At 70.1% G+C, this 25,567-nt stretch carries 21 protein-coding genes; 11 read left to right on the top strand and 10 right to left on the bottom strand.

All coding sequences use genetic code 11. The annotated features are described in order from the left end of the window. The first annotated feature begins 96 nt into the window (after positions 1–96). Entirely contained in the window at positions 97–519 is a 423-nt protein-coding gene (locus tag ACFOY2_RS21495; RefSeq protein ID WP_379529839.1) for a hypothetical protein, read from the top strand. Here the strand turns inward: ACFOY2_RS21495 and ACFOY2_RS21500 are convergent. Together ACFOY2_RS21500 and ACFOY2_RS21505 are read right to left on the bottom strand one after the other, a co-directional pair. Next, positions 516–2,363, bottom strand: coding sequence for an ABC transporter ATP-binding protein (locus ACFOY2_RS21500; protein WP_379529840.1), 1,848 nt, complete (start codon positions 2,361–2,363; stop codon positions 516–518). The genes ACFOY2_RS21495 and ACFOY2_RS21500 overlap by 4 nt on opposite strands. Beyond that, positions 2,360–4,084 carry an ABC transporter ATP-binding protein gene (locus ACFOY2_RS21505; RefSeq protein ID WP_379529841.1) on the bottom strand — a complete coding sequence of 575 codons (1,725 nt, stop codon included), beginning with the start codon at positions 4,082–4,084 and terminating at the stop codon, positions 2,360–2,362. Before ACFOY2_RS21505 ends, ACFOY2_RS21500 begins: the two co-directional genes overlap by 4 nt. 329 nt (positions 4,085–4,413) lie before the next feature. Here ACFOY2_RS21505 and ACFOY2_RS21510 point away from each other — a divergent pair, with 329 nt between their 5' ends. Then, positions 4,414–5,706 (top strand): sensor histidine kinase, encoded by a 1,293-nt coding sequence (locus tag ACFOY2_RS21510; RefSeq protein WP_379529842.1) that lies wholly within the window; start codon positions 4,414–4,416, stop codon positions 5,704–5,706. 64 nt (positions 5,707–5,770) lie between these two features. On the opposite strand, the gene ACFOY2_RS21515 is transcribed toward ACFOY2_RS21510, so the two are convergent. Next, positions 5,771–6,229, bottom strand: coding sequence for an aggregation-promoting factor C-terminal-like domain-containing protein (locus ACFOY2_RS21515; RefSeq protein WP_379529843.1), 459 nt, complete (start codon positions 6,227–6,229; stop codon positions 5,771–5,773). A 336-nt stretch (positions 6,230–6,565) separates the two neighbouring features. Beyond that, positions 6,566–6,964, bottom strand: a complete 399-nt coding sequence (locus ACFOY2_RS21520) for an aggregation-promoting factor C-terminal-like domain-containing protein (RefSeq protein WP_379529844.1) — start codon at positions 6,962–6,964, stop codon at positions 6,566–6,568. Between the two features lie 188 nt (positions 6,965–7,152). On the opposite strand from ACFOY2_RS21520, the gene ACFOY2_RS21525 reads away from it, so the two are divergent. After that, the gene (locus ACFOY2_RS21525) at positions 7,153–7,638 is read left to right on the top strand and encodes a glutathione peroxidase (RefSeq protein WP_357805274.1); all 486 of its coding nucleotides are present in this window, start codon (positions 7,153–7,155) and stop codon (positions 7,636–7,638) included. Between the two features lie 110 nt (positions 7,639–7,748). Here ACFOY2_RS21525 and ACFOY2_RS21530 read toward each other — a convergent pair whose 3' ends face one another. Both ACFOY2_RS21530 and ACFOY2_RS21535 read right to left on the bottom strand, forming a co-directional pair. Continuing rightward, positions 7,749–8,624, bottom strand: coding sequence for an alpha/beta fold hydrolase (locus ACFOY2_RS21530; protein WP_379529845.1), 876 nt, complete (start codon positions 8,622–8,624; stop codon positions 7,749–7,751). 2 nt (positions 8,625–8,626) lie between these two features. After that, on the bottom strand, positions 8,627–11,362 hold the full coding sequence (locus ACFOY2_RS21535; protein ID WP_379529846.1) for a helix-turn-helix transcriptional regulator: 2,736 nt from the start codon (positions 11,360–11,362) through the stop codon (positions 8,627–8,629). 81 nt (positions 11,363–11,443) lie between these two features. Here ACFOY2_RS21535 and ACFOY2_RS21540 point away from each other — a divergent pair, with 81 nt between their 5' ends. Beyond that, positions 11,444–12,577, top strand: a complete 1,134-nt coding sequence (locus ACFOY2_RS21540) for a hypothetical protein (protein WP_379529847.1) — start codon at positions 11,444–11,446, stop codon at positions 12,575–12,577. A 12-nt stretch (positions 12,578–12,589) separates the two neighbouring features. Here the strand turns inward: ACFOY2_RS21540 and ACFOY2_RS21545 are convergent, their stop codons facing one another. Further along, positions 12,590–13,648 (bottom strand): LacI family DNA-binding transcriptional regulator, encoded by a 1,059-nt coding sequence (locus tag ACFOY2_RS21545; RefSeq protein WP_379529848.1) that lies wholly within the window; start codon positions 13,646–13,648, stop codon positions 12,590–12,592. A gap of 178 nt (positions 13,649–13,826) precedes the next feature. Between ACFOY2_RS21545 and ACFOY2_RS21550 the strand changes: the two genes are divergently transcribed. Continuing rightward, positions 13,827–15,038 carry an ABC transporter ATP-binding protein gene (locus ACFOY2_RS21550; protein WP_379529849.1) on the top strand — a complete coding sequence of 404 codons (1,212 nt, stop codon included), beginning with the start codon at positions 13,827–13,829 and terminating at the stop codon, positions 15,036–15,038. Positions 15,039–15,154: 116 nt separating this feature from the next. On the opposite strand, the gene ACFOY2_RS21555 is transcribed toward ACFOY2_RS21550, so the two are convergent. After that, positions 15,155–15,910: an SDR family NAD(P)-dependent oxidoreductase gene (locus ACFOY2_RS21555; protein ID WP_379529850.1), complete on the bottom strand. Its 756-nt coding sequence runs from the start codon at positions 15,908–15,910 to the stop codon at positions 15,155–15,157. Between the two features lie 35 nt (positions 15,911–15,945). Here ACFOY2_RS21555 and ACFOY2_RS21560 point away from each other — a divergent pair, with 35 nt between their 5' ends. After that, positions 15,946–17,088 carry a PQQ-dependent sugar dehydrogenase gene (locus ACFOY2_RS21560; RefSeq protein WP_379529851.1) on the top strand — a complete coding sequence of 381 codons (1,143 nt, stop codon included), beginning with the start codon at positions 15,946–15,948 and terminating at the stop codon, positions 17,086–17,088. Between the two features lie 9 nt (positions 17,089–17,097). Here ACFOY2_RS21560 and ACFOY2_RS21565 read toward each other — a convergent pair whose 3' ends face one another. Next, a complete protein-coding gene (locus ACFOY2_RS21565) occupies positions 17,098–17,409 on the bottom strand; it encodes a carboxymuconolactone decarboxylase family protein (protein WP_357805304.1) in 312 nt (103 codons plus the stop codon). A 246-nt stretch (positions 17,410–17,655) separates the two neighbouring features. Between ACFOY2_RS21565 and ACFOY2_RS21570 the strand changes: the two genes are divergently transcribed. Genes ACFOY2_RS21570 through ACFOY2_RS21580 form a run of 3 tightly spaced genes read left to right on the top strand, consistent with a single transcriptional unit; the run spans position 17,656 to position 22,621 of the window. Beyond that, positions 17,656–18,336, top strand: coding sequence for a hypothetical protein (locus ACFOY2_RS21570; protein ID WP_379529852.1), 681 nt, complete (start codon positions 17,656–17,658; stop codon positions 18,334–18,336). Positions 18,337–18,346: 10 nt separating this feature from the next. Beyond that, entirely contained in the window at positions 18,347–21,148 is a 2,802-nt protein-coding gene (locus tag ACFOY2_RS21575) for an AAA family ATPase (RefSeq protein WP_379529853.1), read from the top strand. A gap of 27 nt (positions 21,149–21,175) precedes the next feature. Next, on the top strand, positions 21,176–22,621 hold the full coding sequence (locus ACFOY2_RS21580; protein ID WP_379529854.1) for an MFS transporter: 1,446 nt from the start codon (positions 21,176–21,178) through the stop codon (positions 22,619–22,621). Here the strand turns inward: ACFOY2_RS21580 and ACFOY2_RS21585 are convergent. Further along, a complete protein-coding gene (locus ACFOY2_RS21585) occupies positions 22,618–23,793 on the bottom strand; it encodes a TerC family protein (RefSeq protein ID WP_379529855.1) in 1,176 nt (391 codons plus the stop codon). The two genes, ACFOY2_RS21580 and ACFOY2_RS21585, sit on opposite strands and share 4 nt — an antisense overlap. A gap of 152 nt (positions 23,794–23,945) precedes the next feature. On the opposite strand from ACFOY2_RS21585, the gene ACFOY2_RS21590 reads away from it, so the two are divergent. Together ACFOY2_RS21590 and glnII are read left to right on the top strand one after the other, a co-directional pair. Continuing rightward, positions 23,946–24,410, top strand: a complete 465-nt coding sequence (locus ACFOY2_RS21590; RefSeq protein ID WP_379529856.1) for a hypothetical protein — start codon at positions 23,946–23,948, stop codon at positions 24,408–24,410. A 113-nt stretch (positions 24,411–24,523) separates the two neighbouring features. Continuing rightward, complete coding sequence (glnII, locus tag ACFOY2_RS21595) at positions 24,524–25,543, top strand: glutamine synthetase (protein ID WP_379529857.1); 1,020 nt, start codon at positions 24,524–24,526, stop codon at positions 25,541–25,543. Positions 25,544–25,567 lie beyond the last annotated feature (24 nt).

Genomic DNA, 25,567 nt, shown 5'->3' on the forward strand with positions numbered 1-25,567 from the left:
CCATAGCTGAAAGTGTCATAAGCCCCGCCTTGCGGGGGCGCGAACCCGGGTGGACACTCAAGATGAGCGACCGATTTGTGGTCTGAGGTGATTCTTGTGCCAGACGGGTTTGACTCCCCCGAGACGTGGCCCTTCGAGTGCCTTCGTTGCTTATACGTCTGGGAAGAGGAGTTCGTCGTCAGACGTCTCACCGACAACCACGGCAACGAGGTCGAGATCTGGCTCAGCTCGGGAGTGGCGGTGCCACCGCCCCGGTCAGGCACGTGTTGCCCGCGATGCGGCGCCTACCGCGTGACCTCCTTCCCCTCCGGGTACCTGGCACACCACCCCGAGCTCGTGCCCGCGCCGGAACCGGAGCCCGAGCCGTTGTTCGTGCCGGTGATCCAGCCGGGCAGCAGGCCCGCTGAACGGTCCCCGCTGCCCGGCCGGTTGCTGGTCGCGTTAGGGCTGCCGCTGGCCGCGTTCGTCGGCTACGAGCTCTTCGCGAACCTGGTGCACCCGGCGCGCCCGCACCACTAGCTCAGGCTGTCCAGCCACGCCTGGTGCAACCCGGCGAAGCGGCCCGACGCGGCGATGAGCCGGTCCGGCGATCCGTCCTCGACGATCTCGCCGCGCTCCATCACCAGCACCCGATCGGCGATCTCCACCGTCGACAGCCGGTGCGCGATGATCAGCGCGGTCCGGTCGGCGAGGATCGTCCGCAACGCGCGCTGCACGAGGCGCTCGCTCGGCACGTCGAGGCTGGAGGTGGCCTCGTCCAGGATGAGCACCGCGGGATCGGCCAGGAACGCCCTGGCGAAGGCGACGAGCTGGCGCTGCCCGGCGGACATCCGGCCGCCGCGCTTGCCGACCTCGGTGTCGTAGCCGTCGGGCAGGGACGAGATGAACTCGTGCGCGCCGATCGCCTTGGCCGCCTCGCGGATCTCGCGGTCGGTGGCGTCGGGGCGGCCGAACCTGATGTTGTCCGCGACCGTGCCGCTGAACAGGAAGTTCTCCTGGGTGACCATGACCACGGCCTGGCGCAGCGACGCCTCGTCCAGCATGCGCAGGTCGACGCCGTCGAGCAGCACGCGGCCGTCGGTCGGGTCGTAGAAGCGGGAGATCAGCTTGGCCAGCGTGGTCTTGCCGGCGCCCGTCGCGCCGACCAGCGCCACGCTCTGCCCGGCCGGGACGGTCAGGTCGAGCCGCGGCAGGATCGGCATCTCCTCGACGTAGGCGAACCTGACGCCCTCGAAGCGCACCTTGCCACGTGCCCTGCCCTGGGGCAGCGGCTGCGGCTCGCGCGGCTCGGGCACCGACGGCTCCTCCTCCAGCACGCCTGACAACTTCTCCAGCGCCGCGCCCGCCGACTGCAGCGTGTTGTAGAACTGGCTGACCTCCTGCATCGGCTCGTAGAACTGGCGCAGGTACAGCAGGAACGCGGTCAGCACGCCGACCAGGACCTCGCCGTTCAGCGCCAGCCAGCCGCCGTAGAGCAGCACCCCGCCGATCGTCAGGTTGCCGATCAGCTTGACGCCGGTCATGAACGTCGCGCCGAGCAGCATGCTGCGCGCGTTCGCGCCCCGGTAGTCGTCGTTGAGCTGCTGGAAGATCTCCTGGTTACGCGGCTGCCTGCGGAAGGCCTGCACCGCGCGGATGCCGGTCATCGACTCCACGAAGTGCACGATCACCAGCGCCACCGTCTCCCGCGTACGCCGGTAGACGATCGCCGACTGCCGCCGGAACCACCGGGTGAACAGCACCAGCAACGGCAGCGGCAGCAGCGCCATCAGGCCCAGGTTGAAGTCCAGCACCAGCAGCAGCACGGCCGTGCCCACCATGGTCAGCACGGCCTTGACCAGCGCGTCGAACCCCGACTGGAGCAGCTCGGCGATGGCCTCGATGTCGGAGGTCAGCCGCGAGATGACCCGGCCGGAGGTGTAACCCTCGTGGAAGCTCAGCGACAGCCGCTGGAAGTGGTCGAACACCCTCCTGCGCAGCTCCAGCAGGATGCCCTGCCCGATCCGCCCCGACAGCCGCAGGAACGCCTGCCGGGTGATCGCCTGCGTGATCGCCGCGGCCAGGATGACCCCGACCACGGTCAGCAGCACGTCAGGGCCCTCGCCGCGCTGGATCGGCGGGATGCCCGCGTCGATGCCGACGGAGACCAGGAAGGGGATCGACAGCCCGGCCGCGTTGGAGACCACGATGATCGCGACGAGCAGCGCGATCTTCTTCCGGTACGGGCGGAGCAGGTCGCCCAGCAGCCGCCGGGAACGCGCCCGCAGCAGGACGGAGATCTTGTCGGGCAGCTCGTCCTGGTCCTCGGAGGCCACGCCGCGCCAGTCGGCCGCGCTCGCGGGGGTGGTGGTCGTCGTGGTCATCGCAGCGCTCCTTCCGACGCGTCGTCGAAGTCGGCGTCCTGAGCGAGCAACTCCCGGTATTCGGGCACCTCGGCCAGCAACTGCTGGTGCTGTCCGACGTGGGTGATCGTGCCGCCGCGCAGCAGCGCCACCTTGTCGGCCAGCAGCACGGTGGAGGCGCGGTGGGCGACCACGATGCCGGTGGCGTCGCGCAGCACGTGCCGCAGCGCCTCCTCCACCAGCGCCTCGGTCTCCACGTCGAGCGCGGACAGCGTGTCGTCGAGCACCAGGATCCGCGGCTTGCTCAGCACGGCCCGCGCCAGGGCGAGCCGCTGTCGCTGGCCGCCGGACAGCGACAGGCCCTGCTCGCCGATGCGGGTGTCCAGGCCCCACGGCAGGTCGTAGACGAACATGGCCTGCGCGGTCTGGATGGCGGCGTCGAGCTCCTCCTCGGTGGCGTCGGTCCGGCCGAGGGTGAGGTTCTCGCGCACGCTCATGGAGAACAGCGTCGGCTCCTCGAACGCGGTGGCCACCACCGAGCGCAGGTCCGGCAGCGTCAGGTCGCGCACGTCCTGCCCGTCGATCGTGACCCGGCCCTCGGTCGGGTCCATCAGCCTGGGCACCAGCGCGGTCATCGTCGTCTTGCCCGAGCCGGTCGCGCCCACGATGGCCACGGTCTCGCCCGGCGCGACCTCCAGCCAAACGTCGCGCAGCACCGGCTCGTCGGAGTCGGGGAAGCGGAACCCGACGCCCTCGAAGCGCAGGTGGCCGCGCGGCGTGGCGACGGTGCCGGTGCCGTCCTGGATCGAGGGGACGGTGTCCATGACCTCCATGACGCGGTCGGCGGAGGTCATGGCCTCCTGGGCCATGGCCAGGATGTAGCCGAGGCTGGCGATCGGCCACACGAGCTGGAGCATCAGCGTGGTGAAGGCGACCAGCGCGCCCAGGGTCAGCGAGCCGGTGCCGACCGCCAGCGCGCCGAGCAGCAGCACCAGGGCCAGCGTGATGTTGGGGATGATCTCCAGGAAGGAGAAGAACTTGCCGGACAGGCGGACCTTGTCCATCGACGTGCCGTACACCTTGAGCGCGGCCTCGTCGTAGCGGTCGAAGACGTGGTGGCGGCGGCCGAAGGCCTTGATGGTGCGGATGCCGATCGCGGCCTCCTCGACGAGCGTGGCGAGGTCGCCCTGCTCGTCCTGCACCTGGCGGGAGATCTTGATGTAGCGCTTCTCGAAGCGCAGGGACGTCCAGATGATCGGCACCGACGAGGCCAGCACCAGCAGCCCGAGCGGCCAGTACTTGTTCATCAGCAGCACGGTCACCGTGATGAGCTGCAGGATGTTCATGACCAGGAAGAGCATCCCGAAGCCGAGGAAGCGGCGGATCGTGGACAGATCCGTCGTGGCCCGGGATAACAGCTGGCCCGACTGCCAGTCGCCGTGGAAGCCCATGGGCAGCCGCTGCAGGTGCTCGTAGAGATCGTCGCGGATGGCGGTCTCCAGGCCGAGCACCGGTTTGACCTGAGCCCACCGCCGGAGGAAGATCAGCAGGGCCTCGACCACGCCAATGCCGATGGCGAGGAGCCCCAGCGGGAGCAGCCCGTCGGAGTCGCCGTGGGCCACGGGCCCGTCGATGACCTTCTCGCTGATGAGGGGCAGGGCGATCGCGGCGCCGATGCCGACGAGCGCGGCCAGCCAGATGAAGACCAGTCTGACGGCGTACGGGCGGAGGTAGGACTTCATCCGCCACAGGGAGTTGGAAGACAGCAGGGGACGGCGAGGTTTGTGCGTATCGGGAGGCATCCCTTCTAGGCTAATACGGACGTTCAACAGGTTTTCTGTGGCTTCCAGGTGGGTTTTGTGTTCCTGACGTGGGAAAACGTGAACGATCGTGCATGTGAGGGCATTGATGGTTTCCGTTGTGATCTGTTGGGGAATGTCGTGATTGACAGGCCGCTGCCTCCCACGCGGACCGCACCGCGACTTCGGCCGCTGAAAGGCGTTTGACCTGCGGTTTGTACTTTGCGTGGCAGAGTTAGACCATGGGGTTCGGGCAGTCCATCAGGGCTCGGATGACGATCGCGACAGTGGCGGTGTTCGGCGTCATCCTCCTCGTGGGTGTCATCGCGATCTCCCTGTCGTACCCGGTGCGGGCCAGAGCCGACCTCGTCGACCAGGCCTCCGCGGCGAGCCGCCACGTCATCGCCATGATCGACAAGGAGCGCCTGGACGGGCCGATCCCCTCGCAGAAGGGCGTCTACCTCCTGCAGGTCGTCGACGACAACGGCCAGGTGGTCGCCTCGAACGAGACCATCCCCGGCATATCGCCGATCACCAGGGCCAGGCCGGGCGGGGGCGACACCCGGGTGGAGGACCGGGTGTGCCGGTCCGACGGGTGCCTGGTCGTGGTGGGGATCAGCGACGAGGCCAGCGCGTACGGCAGCGTCATCGCCTACTCGGCCATGCGCGAGCCGCTCCTGCTGCGCTCCCACTTCCTGCCCGCGCTCCTGTACGGCGGCTCCCTGCTGCTGGTGGCCCTGCTGGCGTGGGGCGCCTGGTTCGGCGTCGGCCGCGTCCTGGCCCCCGTGGAGCGGATCAGGTCGGGGCTGGAACGCATCAGCGCCCACGACCTGAGCCAGCGCATCGAGGTGCCCAGGACCGACGACGAGGTCGCCGAACTGGCCACCACCGTCAACGACACCCTGGCCCGGCTGGAGGACGCCGTGGCCCGGCACCGCCGCTTCGTCTCCGACGCCTCCCACGAACTGCGCGCCCCGATCACGGCCCTGATGGTGCGCCTGGAAGCCGGGATGGAGGATCGCGACGAGGCCGACTGGCGGGCCGCGCTGGAGGACGCGCGGCGGTTGTCGGCCATCGTGCACGACCTGCTGCTGATGGCCCGGCTGGACGCGGGGGCGACACCCCGCTTCGAGCGCATCGACCTGGGGCGGCTCGTGGCGGACGAGGTCTCGCGGCGGCCCACCCGGCTGCCGGTCACCACGGACATCGAGTCGGGGGTGTGCGTGCGGGGGAGCCCGCTGCGGCTGCTCCGGCTGCTGACGAACCTGCTGGCCAACGCCGACAGGTACGGCGAGTCCAAGGTGCGGGTCTCCGTGCGGGCGTGCGACGGCCAGGCCGTGGTCGAGGTGGCCGACGACGGGCCCGGGATCCCCGAGGAGAAGCGGGAGCAGGTGTTCGAACGGTTCACGCGGCTGGACCAGACACGATCCAGGGACACCGGGGGGAGCGGGCTGGGACTCCCGATCGCCCGCGACATCGCCAAGGCCCACCGCGGAACCCTGACGATCGGCGAAGGCTCCGGAGCCCGGCTGATCCTGCGACTGCCGCTCAGCCGCCGGCCCTGAGAGCTTCATCGCGTTCACACGGGGCGCCGGGAGGGCACGAGGTGAGCTCCCGGCGCCCCCTGGTTCAGTACCAGTTGTGCGATCTCCAATGTCCCCAGGCGCCGCACGGCCTGCCGTACCTCCCCTTGATGTAGGCCAGACCCCACCGGATCTGCGTCTCCGGGTTCGACTTCCAGTCGCGTCCGGCGCTGCTCATCTTGACCGCGGGCAGCGACTGCGGGATGCCGTAGGCACCGGACGAACGGTTGAGCGCCCGGTGGTTCCAGCCGCTCTCCCTGGTCCACAGGTTGTCGAGGCAGCGGAACTCCCGGAGGTTCCAGGACCGCTGGACGACCTGTCCCAGGGCGATCCTTTTGTTTCTCGTAGACGGCGCCATGGCCGTGATCTTCGGTTGCGCTGACGTGGTCCAGGTCCGCAGTTTGACGACGGGTGGCGCCGACTCGGCCCTGGCGGTAGTGGTTCCGATCGCGGTGAACGCGCTGACAGTGATGAGAGTGCCGCTGAGCACACGTTTGCTGTCCAAATCGATCCTTGCTGTCGGGTCGCGTGCGGACGGGCGCTGTATGTTCCGGCGCCCTGCCGGTCCGCGTCCGTGGCTCGGACGTGGAGAGTCCGCGCGGCCCTCCGGGATTCTGCTGCCGCCCGATCAAGCTGGGCGGCCCAGAGGGCTCCGCGACGTGTCCTGTAGCACGATTCCTATTACGCTCTGTAACCGCTGATCGGCCGTCTCGACGCGCGAAGGGCAGGTGTTTGTCCGATCGTGACGGATAAAAGGCCCTCTCGCTGGGCCGGGCTTGCCCGGTCCGTCGCCCTTATGGGTGGGCCTTGTCTGAAAAACCGGGCAAACCTGGGGTTTGGCTCAGTACCAACGGTGGGATTGGAACTGCGCCCAGGCCCCACACGGCGTGCCGTACCTCTGCTTGATGTAGCTAAGGCCCCACTTGATCTGGGTGCGCGGGTTGGTGCGCCAGTCGCGTCCCGAGGTGGCCATCTTGTGGCCGGGCAGGGCCTGCGGGATGCCGTAGGCGCCGGATGAGCCGTTCGCGGCGCGGTGGTTCCAGTCACTCTCTCTCGTCCAGAGCCGTTCCAGGCACCTGAACTGGGCTTTGTTCCAACCGCGCTTGGCCACCATGGGCTCGGCGATCGACTTGTTCGCGCTGCTCGCTCGGGAGCTGTGCGCCTGCGCGGCCGAGGCGCCGCCCGCCGCCACGAGGATGGCGGTCAGGGCCAGGACGCCGGTACGGCGGAGCATGGGCATGCGGGTTCCCTTTCGAGGGGTTGCGTGGACCGCGCCACCCTGCCCGATTGCTCACCTTTACAGAGAATTAGTGGCTTAAAAGAGGGTCGTCAGTAAAGATCACGATATATGGGTGTTTCTGGGGTTTTGTCGGGAAAATGTGGGCTGCATCTCATTTCTGGGCTGACTCGTTCTGTAGGGTCTGGACCATGAGTCTCAGTGACATCCCGCTCCGCACCCTCGCCGACGCCCCGACCACGCTCGGTGAGCTGGCCGCCGGCAAACCCGCCCTCATCGTCAACGTGGCCTCCCGCTGCGGCCTGACCCCGCAGTACACCGCCCTGGTCGAACTCCAGCGTCAGTACGGCTCGCGCGGCTTCACCGTGGTCGGCATGCCCTGCAACCAGTTCGGCGGCCAGGAGCCCGGCTCGGCGGAGGAGATCCAGCAGTTCTGCTCCGCCACGTACGGCGTGGACTTCCCGCTGCTGGAGAAGGCCGACGTCAACGGGCCTGGCCGGCACCCCCTCTACACCGAGCTCACGCAGACCGCCGACGCCGACGGCGAGGCGGGCGACGTCCAGTGGAACTTCGAGAAGTTCCTGGTGGACGGCGAGGGCGCCGTCGTGGCCCGCTTCCGCCCCCGCACCACCCCCGACGACCCCACGGTCACCTCCGCCATCGAGAAGCTGCTCTAAGCGCCCCGCCGAATGGGCCAGAAGGTCGGGCTGACGCGGTTGGACGGCCCGGGTCGCGCCGTCCGCGCGCCGGCCCGGCCCGTCTGAAGGCGGCCGGACGGTCCGGGGGGTCAGCCGGCTGTGTGGTCGAGGACGGCGGTGGCCAGGGGCTCGTGGGTCTCCGGTGGGAGCGTGTGCCCCATTCCTTCGATCATCAGCAGCCGAGCCCCCGGGATCTGGGCGGCGATGAGCGCTCCGTGGCCTGGTTTGGCGGGTTCGTGGGTGCCCTCGATGACCAGTGTGGGCGCCTTCACCTGGTCCAGCACCCCCACCGGCTCGAAGTCCGGCTTGGCCATGGCGGCCAGGCGATGGTTGGCGACGGCGGCGAGGTCACGCGCCCGGTCGTACATGCGTTCCTGCAGCCGCCGCGCCGCGTCCTCGTCGAACGGCAGCGCGCCCCCGTGCAGCAGGCGCTGCTCGGCGATCATCCGGTCGATCTGCTCGCGCCGGTCGGCGGCCGGTGGGGCGGCCATCAGGTCGCGGAAGAAGGCCACGAACTCCGGCGCCGGCTCAGGCAGACTGCCCTCGGGCTGCGGCTGACCCATCAGCGCTCGCATGATCACCTGGCCCTCGCCGCCGCCGAGCGGCGACGATCCGATGACGGTGAGCGTCCGTACGCGCTCCGGCCGTTCCACCGCGATGAACTGCCCGAGCAGCCCGCCCGCCGAATGGCAGACCAGGTGCGCGCTGTCCAGGCCGTGCGCGTCCATCACCCGCAGCACGTCGTCCTTGACGTCATCCCATGTGTACGGCTCCGCGGAGAAATCGATCGTGTCGGACATGCCGGTGTCACGGTGGTCGTAGCGGATCACCCGCCGCCCGCCGGCCACGAGCCTGCCGACGAACTCGTCGGGCCACAGGATCCCCTGCGACATCGACCCCATGATCAGCAGGATCGGCGCGTCGTCGGCGCCGCCGAACTCTTCACTCCAGATGGCGTTTTGCATGCTCAAAGCATGTCCTGCCCGGACGCTGGTGCCTTCTGTAGAACTACTAGGCGCACCAGGTCAGTACGCGAGCCGATGCCGAGCTTCGGATAGATCTTGTACAGGTGGTACTCGACCGTCCGCGGGCTCAGGAAAAGCCGCGCGGCGATCTGCTTGCTGGACAGCCCGTCCGCGACCAGGCCCGCGATACGTAGCTCCTGCGGTGTCAGCGCGTCAAGCACCGTGGCGGGAGCGGAGGGCGCGCTCTCCCCGGCCGCCCGCAGCTCGCCGTGCGCGCGCCGCGCCCACGGCTCCGCGCCCGCCCGCTGGAACGTCTCCAGCGCGCCCCGCAGGTGCGCCCGCGCCTCGCCCGGCCGGTGCGCGCGGCGCAGCCGCTCCCCGAGCAGCAGGGCCGTCCTGGCCGCCTCGAACGGGTTCGCGTGCAGCCGCAGCGCCTCCTCCAGCGGTTCTGCGTCCGGCGAGAGCAGGCCGCGGCAGCGGGCGAGCAGCGCCCGCGACTCGGCGGTCTCGGCGTGGGCCGACCACCGCTCGTACGCCGCCAGCGCCGCCCGCGCCCCGTCCGGGTCGCCGGCGCCCACGGCGGCCTCGATCCGGTCCGGCGTCGAGCGCCAGACCACGGTCGGATTGCTCAGCCCGGGGCCCGCCGCGGCGATCGCGCTGAAGCGGTCGTGCGCCGCGGCGTGCCTGCCGAGGCCCAGGTCGAGCATGGCCAGCGCGTACGAGGCCACGCCCGCGCGCATCCCCACCCGGTGGGGGACGGCGATGGCCAGCGCCTCCCGCGCGTGCCGTTCGCAGGCCGCCTCCTCGCCCCGCAGGGCGGCCAGCACCGCCAGGTTGGCCAGGTGCGCGGCCTCGGTGTTGCGGTATCCGGCCTCCTTGGCCAGCTCCAGGCCCTCCTCCGAGACGGCCCTGCTCTGGGCCAGCCGCCCGGCCAGGCGTTCCGCGGTGGCCACGAACTCCAGCACCACGGGAAGCTGCCCCACCATCCCCGACACCCGGGCCACTCGTCCGGCCCGCTCGACCAGCTCGGCGGACAGGTCGGCCTCGCCCAGGTAGCTGGCCGCCGCTGCCGCCCACATGAACTCGGCCGCCTCCTCCAGCTCCCCGGCCCGCGCCAGGGCCCGCCTGAGCGGCCCGTGCCCGCTGCCGTCGGCCAGCATCGCGCCGATCCCGGTGACCACGTCGCGCAGGAACCCCTCGGGGAAGGCCGCCGCCCGCCGGCCGATCTCGACGATGGCCGCCGTGTCGCCCACGTACGAGGCCGCCTCCGAGGCGTCGGCCAGCATCTCCAAGGTCTCGCCCGCCGCCAGGACGCGCAGGGCCTCGGCCGCGCTGCCGGAGTTCAGCTCGAACCTGCCCCGCAACTGGGCGATCTCCATGGCCAGCGCGGCGCCCGCGCCGGCGTGTTCGCGGGCCTCGGCCAGCAGGGACTCCGCCTGGCCGGGCCGACCGGCCAGCCAGGCGGCGACGGCGGCGTCCTTGAGCCGTTCCGCCCTGGTGAGCGCGGCGGGGGTCAGCTCGGCGGCCCTGACCAGGGCCGTGGCCGCGTCGCCGTACCCGCCGCGGTCGCGGGCCCGCGCGGCGGTCCGCGTCAGCGCGGCGGCCACGGTCTCATCCTGGCCCAGCGCGGCCCCTGCCAGGTGCCAGGCGCGGCGGTCGCCGTCGGCCAGCTCGGCCAGCAGCGCGTGCGCGGCACGGTGGTGCGCGGGCGTGGCCGCCTCGTACACCGCCGACCTGACGAGAGGATGGCCGAACCGCACGCGGGCCCCCGACACGGCCGCGAGACCGGCCGCCTCCAGCTCGTGCAGCGCCGCCCGGCCCGCGCCCAGCCGGTCGGCGGCGCGCAGCACCAGGTCGAGGTCGCCCTCGACGGCCGCGACCAGCGCGACCTGCCGTGCGGCTTCTGACAGGGCGGCCACCCGTTCGCCGAAGAGCTGCGCGCCGCCCGGCAGGGGGTCGGGCAGCGGTTCGCGTCCCGCGAGCTGCGCGGACGTCAAGAACCTGGCCGTCTCACGCAGCGCCAGGGGGTTGCCGCCGGTCAGCGCGACCAGGTCCCGCTTGACGCTGGCGTGGACGGCGTCGCCCAGCAGCTCGGCGGCGGCCGGTTCGGCCAGGCCACCGACGTCGACCGACGGCACGCCCTTCACCGACACGTCCCCGCGAGCGCCTTTCACCGAAGCAGTCCCGGTAACCGGCGCGTCCCCGCGAGCGCCTTTCAGCGATGCGGTCCCGGTTACCGGCGTGTCGTCGCGTACGGCGAGTAGCATCGCGATCCGTTCGGCGCCCAGCCGTCTGGCGGCGAACAGCAGCGCGTCGGCCGAGGCTCGGTCCACCCACTGGAAGTCGTCGATCACGCACAGCAGCCCGTCCGGCGCGGCGGCCTCGGCCAGCAGCGACAGTACCCCGGCCGCCAGCAGGAACCGGTCGCCCGAGGCCGCCGCGTCCAGCCCGAGCGCCCCGCGCACGGCCGCGCGCTGCGGCTCGGGCAGCGCGTCGAGCAGCCCCGTCACCGGCCACAACAGCTGGTGCAGGGCGGCGAAGGCCAGGTCCGACTCGGGTTCGACGCCCGTGGTCCTGAGCACCCGCATCGCGCCGCCCCCGGAGGCGGCCAGGTCGAGCAGGGCCGTCTTGCCCACGCCCGCCTCGCCGCGCAGCACCAGGGCTCCGCCCGCGCCGTCACGCGCCCGGGAGATCACGGCGTCGATGGCGGTGATTTCTGTGGTTCTGCCGTAAAGCACAACGTTGACCCTATTGCCAGCGTGTAGTAACGGATGAATTGCGGTATGTAACCGCTTGGTCGGGGTGTCGAGGGGGCGTGCATGACGAACAATCCGTACGCAGGATCGCCGTTCAGCTATGTCGACGCGTCGACGGCGGGGCCGTACTCGATCGTCGAGCTGATGCCCGGCGTCCGCAACCTGCTGGCGTACGTGCAGCTCAAGGCCGGCGAACGGGTCCTGCTGCTCATGGAGCACACCGTGGACCCGGTCGTCGTCCAGGCCATCGGCGCGGCGGCGGCCTACGTGGGCGCCGACGTGCGCGTGTTGTCGGTGCCGCCGTTCAGCCCCGGAGGGTGGGACAGACAGGCGCCGCTCGACATCGAGACGGCCGCCTTCCACGAGGCCGACGTCGTGATCAGCGGCACCTGGTGGGGCGAGGTGCACACCGAGCCGCTGTTCTTCGACCAGATCAAGTCCCGCTCGTCACGGTTCCTGTCGCTGCACATGACCGCCACGGCCGCGGCGCTGGTCACCGGCGGCAGGCTGCCGCCCGAGGTCTTCTACGCGCTGCTGCGCCGCACGCTGCACCAGGTCGCGGGGGCCGAGTCGGTCCGGGTGACCTCCGCGCTGGGGACCGACGTGACCTTCTCCGGGCTGGCCTGGGATCCCGACCCGGGGGCGCTGCGGCCCGGCGACTGGCGGCCGTTCCCGTACGGGGGCGCCAACTTCTGGCCCAGGGACACCGAGGGCGTGATCGTCGTCGAGGACTGCACGTTCACCGGCGTCCCCGAGGAGCCCCTGCGCCTGACCCTGGAGAACAACCTGGTCCGCAAGATCGAGGGCGGGATGGCCGCCGAGCAGTTGCGCCGCTACGCGCCCGACGGCTACTACATGCGGCACGGCCTGGTCGGGCTGAACCCGAAGGTGCGCATCGCCGGGGGCACGCAGTTCGAGCGGGAGAAGCACGCCGGGGCCTTCTACTGCGGCATCGACGGGCTGACCAACGGCGCGCCCATCAAGTCGGGGCCGGGTTTCGCCCACTGCGACTGCCAGGTGGACCGGCCGACGGTCCTGGTGGACGGTGAGCCGTTCATCGAAAGGGGCCGGCTGCTGATGCTCGACGACCCCGACATCCGGGAGGTCGCCGCGCGGTTCGGGCCGCCCGACGTCATCCTCGACGACAACCCGCTGATGATCCTGCCCCGCCGCTTCACCGGCGTCGAGACCTACTGAAGGCGGATGGGGTCAGCGGCGGGGGCCGCAGCTCCCCCTGACGATCAGTTCGGTCGGCAGCACCACGCCGCGCGGTTTCCTGGTCTCGGCGCGAAGCACCAACTCGGCCGCGCGGTAGCCGATGTCGCGCCCCGGCTGGGCGATCACCGTCAGCGGCGGGGAGCACAGCTCGGCCCACGGCACGTCGTCGTACATCACCAGTGAGACGTCCCTGGGCACCCGCAGGTCCAGTTCGCGGGCGGCCAGCACGGCCGCCTCGCCCAGCACGTTCCCCCCTGCCACCACGGCCGACAGGTCGGGACGGCTCTGGAACAGGCCGGAGGCGGCGGCGTAGGCGGAGTCGCGGCTGCCGGTGCCGAACACCACGAGATCCTCGTCCACCGGCGCGCCCACCGCCGCCCTGAAGGCGGCCACCCGGCTGTCCTGGCCGGGGCCGCCCAGGAAGGCGATGCGCTTGTGGCCGAGCCCGCGCAGGTAGCGCACGGCCGTACGGATGCCCGCCCGGTCGTCGGCCACCACGGCCGGCGCGTCCAGCGGACGGGTCTGGGGGGCGGGGGACAGGCCGTCGAGGCGCATGAGGTCGTTGACCGCGGTCACTCCGGGGTCCTCCTGGAACGGCGCGGCGGGCACGCGGTCGGCGAAGACCACCCTCATGCCGGCCCGGATCACCGGCGTCCAGGTCTCTGCGTCGCCCGACGGCACGGCGATCAGGCGGTCGACGCTCTGTTCCAGCAGCATGCCGACCAGGTCGGCCTCCTGCTCGGGGTCGTCGCCCGTGGAACCGAGCAGGACCGGCTCGCCGGCCGATCGGGCGCAGGCCAGCACGCCCTCGGCGAGCTGGCCGTAGAAGGTGTCGGTCAGGTCAGGGACGAGCAGCCCCATGCCGCCGGTACGGCGCTGCCGCAGGTTGCGGCCGAGGGCGCTGGGCCGGTAGTCGAGCTGGGCGGCGACGGCCAGCACCCGCTCCCGGGTGCTCGGGCTGGCGGACCCGCCGGACAGCACCCTGGACACGGTCGCGACACCTACGCCGGCTGCCTCGGCCACATCCTTGATCGTCGCGCGCCTCTCCATGGAAACGATTCCATCATGGTTTCCGCCGGACGGGAAGCGGCATGCGTTGGTAAAGCCTGGTTATGCTGCAACCCTTGACAGTGATGTCCGTTTCGGGTGAGATGCTTGAAAACGTATCCACGTGAGCTGGAAACGGTACCAACATCCGGGCCACCGCCCTGGAGCGCGAAGGAATGTCATGGCATCCATCGTTCTGACGAACGTCGACAAGGTATACGCCGGTGGCGTAAAGGCTGTGAACGGGCTCAACCTTGAAATCAAGGATGGCGAGTTCATGGTGCTGGTCGGCCCCTCCGGTTGCGGTAAGTCGACCGCGCTCCGGATGATCGCGGGCCTCGAGGACATCAGCGGCGGCGAGATCTCCATCGGCGACAAGGTCGTCAACCACCTGCCGCCCAAAGACCGCGACATCGCGATGGTCTTCCAGAACTACGCGCTCTACCCGCACATGACGGTCGAGGAGAACCTCGCCTTCGGCCTCAAGCTCCGCAAGATGCCCAAGCCGGAGATCCAGAAGCGCGTCAACGACGCCGCCAAGATGCTCGGCCTGGAGACCTACCTCAAGCGCAAGCCGGCCGCCCTGTCCGGTGGTCAGCGCCAGCGTGTCGCCATGGGCCGCGCCATCGTCCGCGAGCCGCAGGCCTTCCTCATGGACGAGCCGCTGTCCAACCTGGACGCCAAGCTCCGCGTCTCCATGCGCGCCTCGCTCAACCAGATGCACGAGCGCCTCGGCGTCACCACCGTGTACGTCACCCACGACCAGGTCGAGGCCATGACCCTCGGCGACCGCGTCTGCGTCCTGCGCGACGGCCTGCTGCAGCAGGTCGACACCCCGCAGAACCTGTTCGACAAGCCGGTCAACCTGTTCGTGGCCGGGTTCATGGGCTCGCCCTCGATGAACTTCGCCACCGCCGAGCTGGTCCGCGACGGCGACGCCGCGGTCACCTTCGCCGACATCAAGCTGTCGATCCCCGAGTCGACCTTCTCCGACAAGCCGGGCCTCGACCAGTACATCGGCAAGAAGATCATCCTCGGCATCCGCCCGTCGGACTTCGAGGACTCCGCCTCCGCCGGCAGCCACGCCAACGGCTGGGCCACGCTGCCGGTCAAGGCGGAGGTCACCGAGGAGCTGGGCTCCGAGATCAACGTGCTGTTCCTGATCGACGCCCCGCCGGTCGAGCACAAGGACACCGTCGCCGCCGCCGACACCGGTGACGACGAGGAGGCCGCGCTGCCGCTGTCGGGCGACAAGTCCCTGTGGACCGCCCGCGTCAACGCCCGCAGCCACGTGCGCCCCGGTCAGAACATCGAGCTGGTCATCGACACGAACAACCTGCACTTCTTCGACCCGACCTCGGGCCTGGCCATCGGCCACGAGGCCAACCGCTGAGCGCAGCCGCCGGCTGACTCCTGGTTCCCGGCCGTGTCCTTAAGCGTTCACGGTCGCTCGGGCCCCCACCGCGACCCCCTCCCGCGGCGGGGGCCCGTTCCATGAGCTGGGCCGGGTCAGCGCCCGATGCGCGCCGACACGCGGGCCTGGATGCCGCGCGGCACCAGCCGCCCCACCGCGACGATGGTCTTGTAGCGCACGTCGGGGATCGACACGTGCTTGCCCAGCGCCAGGTCGCGCATGCCCGCCCTGACCACGTCGTCGGCCTTGAGCCAGAGGAAGCCGGGGATGCCGGAGGTGTCCATCGCGGCCCGCTGGTGGAACTCGGTCCGCACGAAACCGGGGCAGAGCGCCATGATCTTGATGCGTGGGTTGCCCACCGCGTTCGCGGCCGCCTCGCTGAAGCTGATCACCCACGCCTTGGACGCGCCGTAGGTGCCGCGGGTGAAGAACGCGGCCGCCGAGGCGACGTTGACGATCGCGCCGCGGTCACGCTCGCGCATCCCCGGCAGCGCCGCCAGCGTCAGCCGGAGCACGGCCTCGCAGTGCACCTTGAGCATGCGCACCTCGTCTTCAGCCGGCACGTCGGGGAAGTTCCCGGCGTGGCCGAAACCGGCGTTGTTGACGACCAGATCGACGGGGTCGCCGTCGCGGAGCCTGGACTCGACCCTGGCCAGCCCCTCGTCGGTGGCCAGGTCGGCGGCCAGCACCTCGACGTTCACGCCGTACCTGAGCCTGAGCTGGTCGGCGGTCTCGGCGAGCCGCTTGTCGTCGCGTGAGACCAGGACGAGCGAGAAGGCGTCGGCGGCCAGGCGCCGGGCGAAGGCGGCGCCGATGCCGGAGGTCGGGCCGGTGATCAATGCGGTTGGCATGCCTGAACCTTAACGTTCATGGCAGGATGAACGGCGTGCGCCTCGTTGTGGTCGTGCCTGTCGTCCTGCTGGCCCTCGCCGCCTGCGCGGCCGGCCCGCCGCCACCACCGGCCGCCCCGCCCACCGACGGCTCGTCGGCGACCGCCACCGCGACCCCCGTGGAGACGGGAAAGGGCGAGTTACGCTTCACGCGGATCGCCGAGCTGGAGCAGCCCGTGGCCTTCGCCGTGCGTCAGGGCGACGACCGCCTCTACGTCGCCGAGCAGGCCGGACGGCTGCGCACCACCGACGGCGACACGGTGATCGACCTGTCGGGCGAGGTCAGCGGCGGCAACGAACAGGGCCTGCTCGGCGTGGCCTTCCACCCGTCGGGGCGCTGGGTCTACCTCGACTGGACCGACGCCGACGGCCACACCCACATCACCGAGTGGGCCTACGACGGCTCCAAGGCGACGGGCCGGCGTGACGTGCTCGTCCAGGAGCAGCCCTTCGCCAACCACAACGGCGGCCAGCTCGCCTTCGGGCCCGACGGCCACCTCTACATCGCCCTCGGCGACGGCGGCAGCGCCGGCGACCCCCAGGGCAACGGCCAGGACCTCGGAACGCTGCTCGGCAAGATCCTGCGCATCGACCCGCGCGGCGGCCGGCCGTACCGGGTGCCCGACGACAACCCGTTCGTCGGCGAGAAGGGCGCCAAACCGGAGATCTGGGCGTACGGGCTGCGCAACCCCTGGCGCTTCAGCTTCGACCGCGGCAGCGGCGATCTGTGGATCGGCGACGTCGGGCAGAACGCGTGGGAGGAGGTCGACCGCCAGCCGGCGGGCTCGAAGGGCGGAGAGAACTACGGCTGGAACCTGCGCGAGGGCGAGCGGCCCTTCCGCGATGGAAAGGGGCGCGACCTGGTCGACCCGGTGATCGTCTACCCGTTGAAAGAGGGCGGCACCTGCTCGGTGATCGCCGGTTACGTCTACCGAGGCGAGAAGATCCCCTGGCTGCGGGGGCGGTTCCTGTACGGCGACTTCTGCGCCGGCTGGATCAAGGCGGCCCCTGCGGACCGGCTCGACGACGCGGCCGAGGTCGGGAAGGTCGAACAGCTCTCGTCGTTCGGCCAGGGACCCGACGGCGAGTTGTACGCGCTCAGCCTCCAGGGCCCGATCTACCGGATCGAGGCCGCGTGAGGCGCCCGCTCACCCGCCGGACCTGACACGCTCGATCAGGTCTTCCACCTGGCCGTTCAGCTTGGTCCCCCGCGCCCAGCCCGCGTAGTGGGTCAGGAAGACCACCACCTCGCGCAGCTCGCGCTCGCTGAGGTCGCCGCCGCGCAGGGCCGCGTCCAGCTGGACCTCCGTCATCTCGTGGAGTCCCTGGCCGACGAGCAGCCCGAAAAGGAGCAGGCGGCGCTCCCTGACCGACAGCACCGTCCTCGACCACACTTCGGCGAACTGGCGCTCGGCTGTCATGCCGAAGGAGTCGACGGTCTCCATTGCGGGCTCTGTCATTGTGCGCTCCGGAAAAGTCGGAAGGGATCCTCATATCTTCAGGCAGTTCCCGGGCGAACCAAAGGGGGTTGCGGCAACGTTTTGTCGGACCTTCGGGCGGAAGGCTCAGATGCCAAGTCGATCTGTAACAAATAAGGCCAATGTATGGCCAAGATGTGGTCAAGATTTCTCAGTGCGCATCTGGATCATCCGTCCTGAAAGCGGGCACAACAACTCCGTCGGTCCGTAAAGCGGAGGTAAGCCCTGGTGAAAAAGGCACGGGGTTTGATCGCGCTCATGGTCGCGGTCGTGACGCTGTCCGCGTGCGTCGGACAGCCCGAGTTCACCTACGTACGTGACAAGGCCGGCACCACCTACTTCAAAGTGCCCTCCTCGTTCACGCAGCTCAACGCCAATCCCATCGAGCTGTATCTGTCGGGGGAGCAGCCGAACTCCCAGGCGGCGCTGCTGCGCGCCCAGCGGGTGTGGTCGACGGCCTTCGACCAGTCAGCGGAGCCCTCGGTCAACCACCTGCTCGGCTCCCGTGACCCCTTCGTCTACGCGACCGTGCACCAGCTCACGCGGGAGCAGCGGGACACGGTATCGCTGAACGGGCTGCGCGACTTCGTCCTGCCGGTGACGGAGGAAACACGCCTGCTCTACCTGCGGCAGTCCCTGGCGGCAGGTCAGGCGCCGATGTTCCACCACTTCGAACTCCTTGGCGACGACGTCCTCATCCTGGACGACGGCGCCAGGGGTGTCCGGGTCCGCTTCAACTACCAGATCGGCGACGACGTCCAGACCTTCGACCACACCGCCATCCTCGATGAGAAGGGCGCCACGGTCTCGGTCATGCTCATCGGCTGCCAGTCGCTCTGTTTCAGGGAACGCGGCGCCGAGTTCGACAAGATCGCGGGTTCTTTCAAGCTGCTGCGGCTGCCCGGATGAGGGAGCTTCATTGATCAAGAGCGTTCAGTACGAAGGACTGCGCGCCCCGGGCGGCGGGCCTGCCGATCCGGCATTCGTCACCAGAAAGCGGATGCCGCTCTGGGACCGGAGCAAATTCCTCCTCGCCCTGGTGGCCGTCTATCTCATCCTCACGTGGAAGGCGATGGCCGACTTCCCCGGCATCGTCACCTTCACCGACGCCGCGTGGCGGATCGCGTGGGAGCATGAGTGGATCCTCTGGCTGCTGGGCGTGGAGGCCGTCCGCCAGATCCACTTCGCCGTCAGCGAGCACTGGCCGGGCTATCACCGGTTCTGGAACCGGCGGATCTTCGGCGGGTCCGAGCGCTGGACCCGACGGCGCTTCGACGACTGGACGCGCTACCGCATCTCGCGGATGCTCAAGATCGCCTTCTTCGTCGTGCTGACCGCCCTGGTCCTGGGAGCGGTGCTGGAGGTCAGCCCGATGCTCGCGCTGATGCGGGCGCCCGCGCTGGTCTGGCAGGCGATGCCGTTCCTGCCCCAGATCGTCTTCCTGTGCTTCGTGATCATCATCCCGTTCGCGGGCCTGCTCTGGTTCCTGTCCAGGGGCGGAGTCGAGACGTACTTCCCCGACGACATCAAGACCCGCTTCCACGACGTGTGGGGGCAGGACCACGTGATCGAGCGCGTCAAGGAGAGCATCGTCTTCCTGACGCGGCCGGGCGAGATCGAGCGGCGCGGCGGGTACGTCCCCGGCGGCCTGCTGTTGTGGGGGCCGCCGGGCACCGGCAAGAGCCTCATGGCCGAGGCCATGGCCGGTGAGACCGGCAAGCCGTACGTGTGCGTGGATCCGGGCGCGTTCACGAACAGGTTCATCGGCGTTCTGAAGGTCACGTCGCTGTTCAGGAAGCTGCGCAAGCTCGCGCTGCGGTACGGCGGCGTGATCGTCTTCTTCGACGAGGCCGACTCGCTCGGCAAACGCGGCCGGCCCGCCCGGCAGGGTCCGTCCGGCCAGTCCGGCTGTCACGGCCTGAACTACCTGTCGGAGGAGACCCGCCAGGTGCTGGCCTTCCGCCGCGGCCGGCCGGAACAGGAGCCGGGGCGGCACGACCGCTTCTTCATGGGCGGGGGCAGGAACGGCAGCGGCGACTCCGGCGCGCTGCAGGCGCTGCTCACCGAGCTGTCCGGGCTCAAGAAGCCGCGCGGGTTCTTCAACCGCCTGGTCAGACGGCTGCTCGGGATGCGGCCCAAGCCGCCGCCCAAATACCGCATCCTCCTCGTCATGGCCACGAACCGCCCCGACGCGGTGGACGAGGCGCTGCTGCGGCCCGGCCGCATCGACCGCATCCACAAGGTCGGCTACCCGTCCAAGGCCGGCCGGGTGCGCACCTACCAGGGCTACTTCGGCAAGGTGTGGCACGAACTCACGCCCAAGCAGATCGACAAGCTGGCCACGATCACCCCGTACGCGACCGGCGCCACGATCAAGGACCTGGTCAACGAGTCGCTCATCATCGCCATCAGGGACGGACGCGAAGTCATTACCTGGTCGGACGTGCTGCGGGCCAAACGGCTCAAGCAGCTCGGGCCGCAGGAGGACATCGAGTACATCGAGCGCGAGCGGCACGCCGTAGCCGTGCACGAAGCCTGTCACGCCGTCATGGCGTACGCGACCCGCCGCCACCTCGAGATCGACGTCGCCACCATCGAGAAAGGCGCCGACTACCTGGGCATGGTCGCCTCGATCAGGCCCGAGGACCAGTTCACCCGGTGGAAGTCCGAGCACGAAGCCGACATCATGGTCTCCCTGGCCTCGCTGGCCGGCGAGCGGATGTTCTTCGGCCAGGACAACTCCTCGGGCGTCTCCGGCGACCTGTACTCGGCCACGTACCTGACGGCCATGATGGAGTCGTACTGGGGCATGGGCTCGGGCGTCACCTCGCTGCCCGCGCTCCAGGAACTGGAGATCACGGGCGGCAAGGCCATGCGCAGGGGCGCCACCGGCATCACCGACGCCCAGCCCGACACGCTCGGGGAGCGGATCGAGTTCAACCTGGTGCGGCTGCTGGACAAAGCCGAGGAACTGCTGCGCGAGCACCGCAGGGACGTGCTCTGCCTGGCACACGCCCTGGAGACGCACAAGACGCTCAACGGCGACGACGTCGTGGCGATCATCCGCAGACAGCCGGGGCCGCTCGTCGACGGCACGATCTACGCCTCCGACGAGCTCTACCAGGAACTGGAGGACTACCACCATGAGGCGGCCAGGGCACACAAGGAGCACAGCCGCATCGAGCGCGAACTGCCCGTAGTGGCACCGCGGCCGGCCCCCTCCGGCGGGCCCGGCGTCAAGGCCACCCAGACCACACCGCTGGTCCAGGGGCCGCCTGGCGCGGAGGCGTCCGATCGGCCGAAGTTCGTGCCGTGGGCGGCGGCCACCCCCGCCCCGTCGCCCGCCGCGCCGTCGTCGGCGAGGCGCCGCCGGGTCGCGGGCCGGCTCTGGCTGGTCGTGGCCAGCCTGCTCGGGCTCGTGGTGCTGGCCCTCCTGGCCGCGCTCGCGGTGACCGGCACGGGGACGGGCGGCGGACCAGGCATGCCGGCCTCACCCGGGCTGCTGCTCCTGCTGTTCGTCGTGGTCGTCGCGGTGATCGTGGGGGCGGGGCTGGCGTACGTGGCCGTCAAGGGCGTACGCGCGGCGCAGGCCAAGGCCGAACGCGAACGCGACCAGGCCCACGCCCGCGCCCAGCTCCTGGCGGCGGCCATGGACCCGGGCATGGCCATGCGGCTGCTCGGCTACGACGGCGACGGGACGGACGCCCATAGCCAAAGGTAATCATCTGATGACCTACAGTTAAGGGCTGTGAGCGTAGTTCGCAGCCTGGTCCCCGCCCGCATGGACCGCCTTCCGTGGTCGGCGTTCCACACCCGGATGGTGATCGCGCTCGGCATCGCCTGGGTGCTCGACGGGCTGGAGATCACCATCGCCAGCAACGTCGGGGCGTTCCTGCAGCGCCCCGACACGCTCGGCCTGTCCTCCGCCGAGGTGGGGTTGTCGGCCACCGTCTACCTGGTCGGCCAGGTGGCCGGGGCGCTGTACTTCGGCTGGCTGTCCGACAGGCTCGGCCGCAGGAAGCTGTTCATCCTCACGCTCGCCATCTACCTGCTCGCCAGCGGCCTGACCGCGCTGTCGTGGGACCTGTGGAGCTTCCTGGCGCTGAGGTTCGTCGCCGGGGCCGGCATCGGCGGCGAGTACGCGGCCGTCAACTCCGCCATCGACGAGATGATCCCCTCCCAGTACCGGGGCCGGGTCGATCTGGCCGTCAACGGCACGTACTGGCTCGGCGCGCTGCTGGCCACCTCCGCCACGTTCGTGCTGCTGCACCCGGGAGGGCCGCTGGCGCCCGACCTGGCCTGGCGGCTGGGGTTCGTCGTCGGGCCGGTCATCGGCCTGCTCATCTGGCGGCTGCGCCGGCACCTGCCCGAGAGCCCGCGATGGCTGATGACCCATGGGCGCGAGCAGGAGGCCGAGCGCGTCGTCGCCGGGATCGAGCGGGAGATCGAGCGCAAGGGCCGCGTCGCGCTGCCGCCGTTGTCCGACGAGCAGGCCATCGAGGTCGTCCCAGAACGCCGCGCGCCGATGGCCCAGGTCGCCAGGACGCTGTTTCGCACCTACCCCGAGCGGTCCGTGCTCAGCGCGTCGCTGATGATCTGCCAGTCGTTCCTCTACAACGCGATCTTCTTCACCTACGCGCTGGTGCTCACCCACTTCTACGCGGTGCCCGCGGGCGAGGTGCCCAAGTACATGTTCGCCTTCACCGTGGGCAACCTGCTCGGGCCGCTGATCCTGGGGCGCCTGTTCGACACCGTGGGGCGCAGGCAGATGATCTCGGGCACGTACATCACCTCGGGGCTGCTGCTGGCGGTGACCGGGTGGCTGTTCAAGCAGGGGGCGCTGACGGCGACCACGCAGACCGTGCTGTGGTCGGTGATCTTCTTCATCGCCTCGGCGGCGGCGAGTTCGGCGTACCTGACGGTCAGCGAGATCTTCCCGATCGAGATGCGGGCGCAGGCGATCTCGCTGTTCTTCGCGCTCGGGCAGGTCGCGGGGGCGTTCGGGCCGACGGTCTTCGCCGCCCTCATCGGCGACCAGGCCCATCCCGACCCGACGCGGCTCTTCTACGGCTACTGCTTCGGCGCGGCCATGATGGTCTTCGCCGGGGTGGTCGAGATCCTGTTCGGGGTCAAGGCCGAGCGCGCCTCGCTGGAGAGCATCGCCGCGCCGCTGACCGCCGTCCGGCGTTCCTAACCCTGCCTGGCGTGCTCCTCGTGGGCGCGGCGCAGCAACGACATCAGCCTGTCCTCCTCGTGGATCTGCCTGCGGTACTTCCCGGGCAGCTCCTTCAGCCGCGCCTCGTCGCCGAGCAGCCGGTCGTAGAGCTTCGCGCGCACGTCCGGGTCGTGCTCGACGTCGAGGTACTCCTGGGCGTGCCGCCGCGCCGCCGACACCGTGTTCCGCGCGCGGCCCTTGGGGCTGGTCAGCGAGGCGACCACGGTGATCAGCAGCACGAGGACGATCACCGACAGGGACAGGCCCGTGCTGATCTCGGCCACGTTCACCGGCTCGCCGTCGTTGATGAAGGGCACGTTGTTCTCGTGCAGCGCGTGCAGGATCAGCTTGACGCCGATGAACCCCAGGATCACCGCCAGGCCGTAGGACAGGTAGATCAGCCGGTCCAGCAGGCCGTCGATGAGGAAGTAGAGCTGCCGCAGCCCCAGCAGCGAGAAGGCGGTGGCGGTGAAGACCAGGTAGACGTTCTGGGTCAGGCCGAAGATGGCGGGGATGGAGTCGAAGGCGAACAGGATGTCGGTCCCGCCGATGGCGACCATGACCAGCAGCATCGGCGTCATCACCCGTTTGCCGTCCCTGACCGTGAACAGCCTGTCGCCGTCGTAGTCGTCGGAGGTGTGCAGCAGCCGCCGGGCCAGGCGGACCATGAGGTTGTCGGGGGAGCGGCTCTCCTCGCTCTCGGCCTTCAGCAGGTGGCCGGCCGTCAGCAGCAGGATGAGGCCGAACAGGTAGAACACCCAGGCGAAGGTGTTGATCAGCGCGGCCCCCAGCAGGATGAACCCGCTCCTGGCGACCAGCGAGAAGGCGATGCCGAACAGCAGCACCTTCTGCTGGTCCGCGCGCGGCACCTTGAAGCTCGACATGATGACGAGGAAGACGAACAGGTTGTCGACCGACAACGCCTTCTCGGTGACGTATCCGGCGAAGTACTCCGCGCCGGGCTCGCGTCCGCCGAACACCCACACCCCGGCGCCGAACAGCAGCGCGATGCCGACGTAAAGCGCCGACCAGTTCGCCGCCTCGCGCAGCGTGGGGACATGGGAGCGGCGCACATGGAAGAAGAAGTCGAACGCCAGCAGGCCGGCGATCCCGGCGACCGTCAGTATCCACACGACAGCGGGCACGTCCACTCAACGCTCCAAGCACGCGGGCCCGTGGGGGGCGACTCGGCAGGAACTCGCATCTTCGCAGGTGGTACCCGATCACGGCAGCCCCAAAAGGCCTCTCGTGCCCCATCGGCCGCGCCCTCGAACCGAGGACGGCCGCCTTACGTCTTAAGGGCATGCGCCGACTCGTCCTGCTCGCCGCCCTTCTCGCCGGCTGCTCCTCCACCCACCCGTGCACGCTGGTGGGCACCCCCGTCGGGGTGGCGGTGCACGTTCAGGCGCCGCTCGCGGCCCGGGCCCAGTCCGTGTCGATGGAGGTGTGCTGGGACGGCTCCTGCCGGCCGGTGCGCTCCGACCTGATGCCGTCCACGAAGGCGGCCGGTTCGACCTGCTCGGGCGACACCTGCTCGGCCACCGCGGTCGAGACAGGGGACAAGAACACCTTCGGCGGCGTCCAGGGTCTGCCCGCGCGGGCGGTGCGCCTCCGGCTGAAGCTGCTCGACGCCGAGGCCGCGCCGGTGTTCGACCGGACCCTCGACGTCACGCCCAAGATGCGCCACCCCAACGGCCCCGAGTGCGGCGCGGCCGGGCCGAACGCCGTGCTCACCGTGGGAGCGGACGGTACGGTACGGGAGAGCTGACCGGGTAAAGGTAAACCTTTGCTGGTTAACACGGCGTTCACATCCGGGCAAAAACGGGGAAACGGCCGTCCGTAAGACTCGGCGTGGCTGTGAAACACCCCGAAAGGACCGCCGTGAGCTACAAGGCTGAGTACATCTGGATCGACGGCACCGAGCCCACGGCTCTGCTGCGCTCGAAGACGAGGATCCTCGCCGACGGGGCCGAGCCTCCGGTCTGGGGCTTCGACGGTTCCAGCACCAACCAGGCCGAGGGCCACGCGTCGGACCGCGTGCTCCGCCCGGTGTTCACCTGCCCCGACCCGATCCGCGGCGGCGACAACGTGCTCGTCCTGTGCGAGGTCGAGGAGATCGACGGCGCCCCGCACGTCAGCAACTCCCGCGCCCTGCTGCGCCCGATCGCCGAGCGGTACGCCGCCCAGGAGTCCTGGTTCGGCATCGAGCAGGAGTACACCTTCTTCAAGGGCAGCCGTCCGCTCGGCTTCCCCGAGGGCGGCTTCCCCGCCCCGCAGGGCCCCTACTACTGCGGTGTCGGCGCCGACGCCATCTTCGGCCGCGAGATCGTCGAGCTCCACCTTGACCGCTGCCTCGCCGCCGGCCTGAAGCTGTCCGGCATCAACGCCGAGGTCATGCCCGGGCAGTGGGAGTTCCAGATCGGCCCGGCGAGCCCGCTCGAGGTGTCCGACCACATGTGGGTGGCCCGCTGGCTGCTCTACCGCACGGCCGAGGAGTTCGGCGTGGAGGCCACGCTGGACGCCAAGCCCGCCCGCGGCGACTGGAACGGCGCCGGCGCGCACACCAACTTCTCCACCAAGGCCATGCGCGAGGGCTACGACGCCATCATCACCGCCTGCGAGGCGCTCGGCGAGGGCGACCGGCCGATGGAGCACATCACGCAGTACGGCGTGGGCATCGAGAGCCGCCTGACCGGCGCCCACGAGACGGCCCCGTGGAACAAGTACAGCTACGGCGTCTCCGACCGCGGCGCGTCCGTGCGCATCCCGTGGCAGGTCGAGGTTGACAAGAAGGGCTACATCGAAGACCGTCGCCCGAACGCCAACGTCGACCCGTACGTGGTCACCCGCCTGCTGGTCAACACCTGCTGCTCGGCCCTGGAGAAGGCCGGCCAGGTCTGACGACCACCGGAAAAGGGCCCCTCG

This window comes from Nonomuraea purpurea (genome assembly GCF_042650645.1).
Lineage (GTDB): Bacteria > Actinomycetota > Actinomycetes > Streptosporangiales > Streptosporangiaceae > Nonomuraea > Nonomuraea purpurea.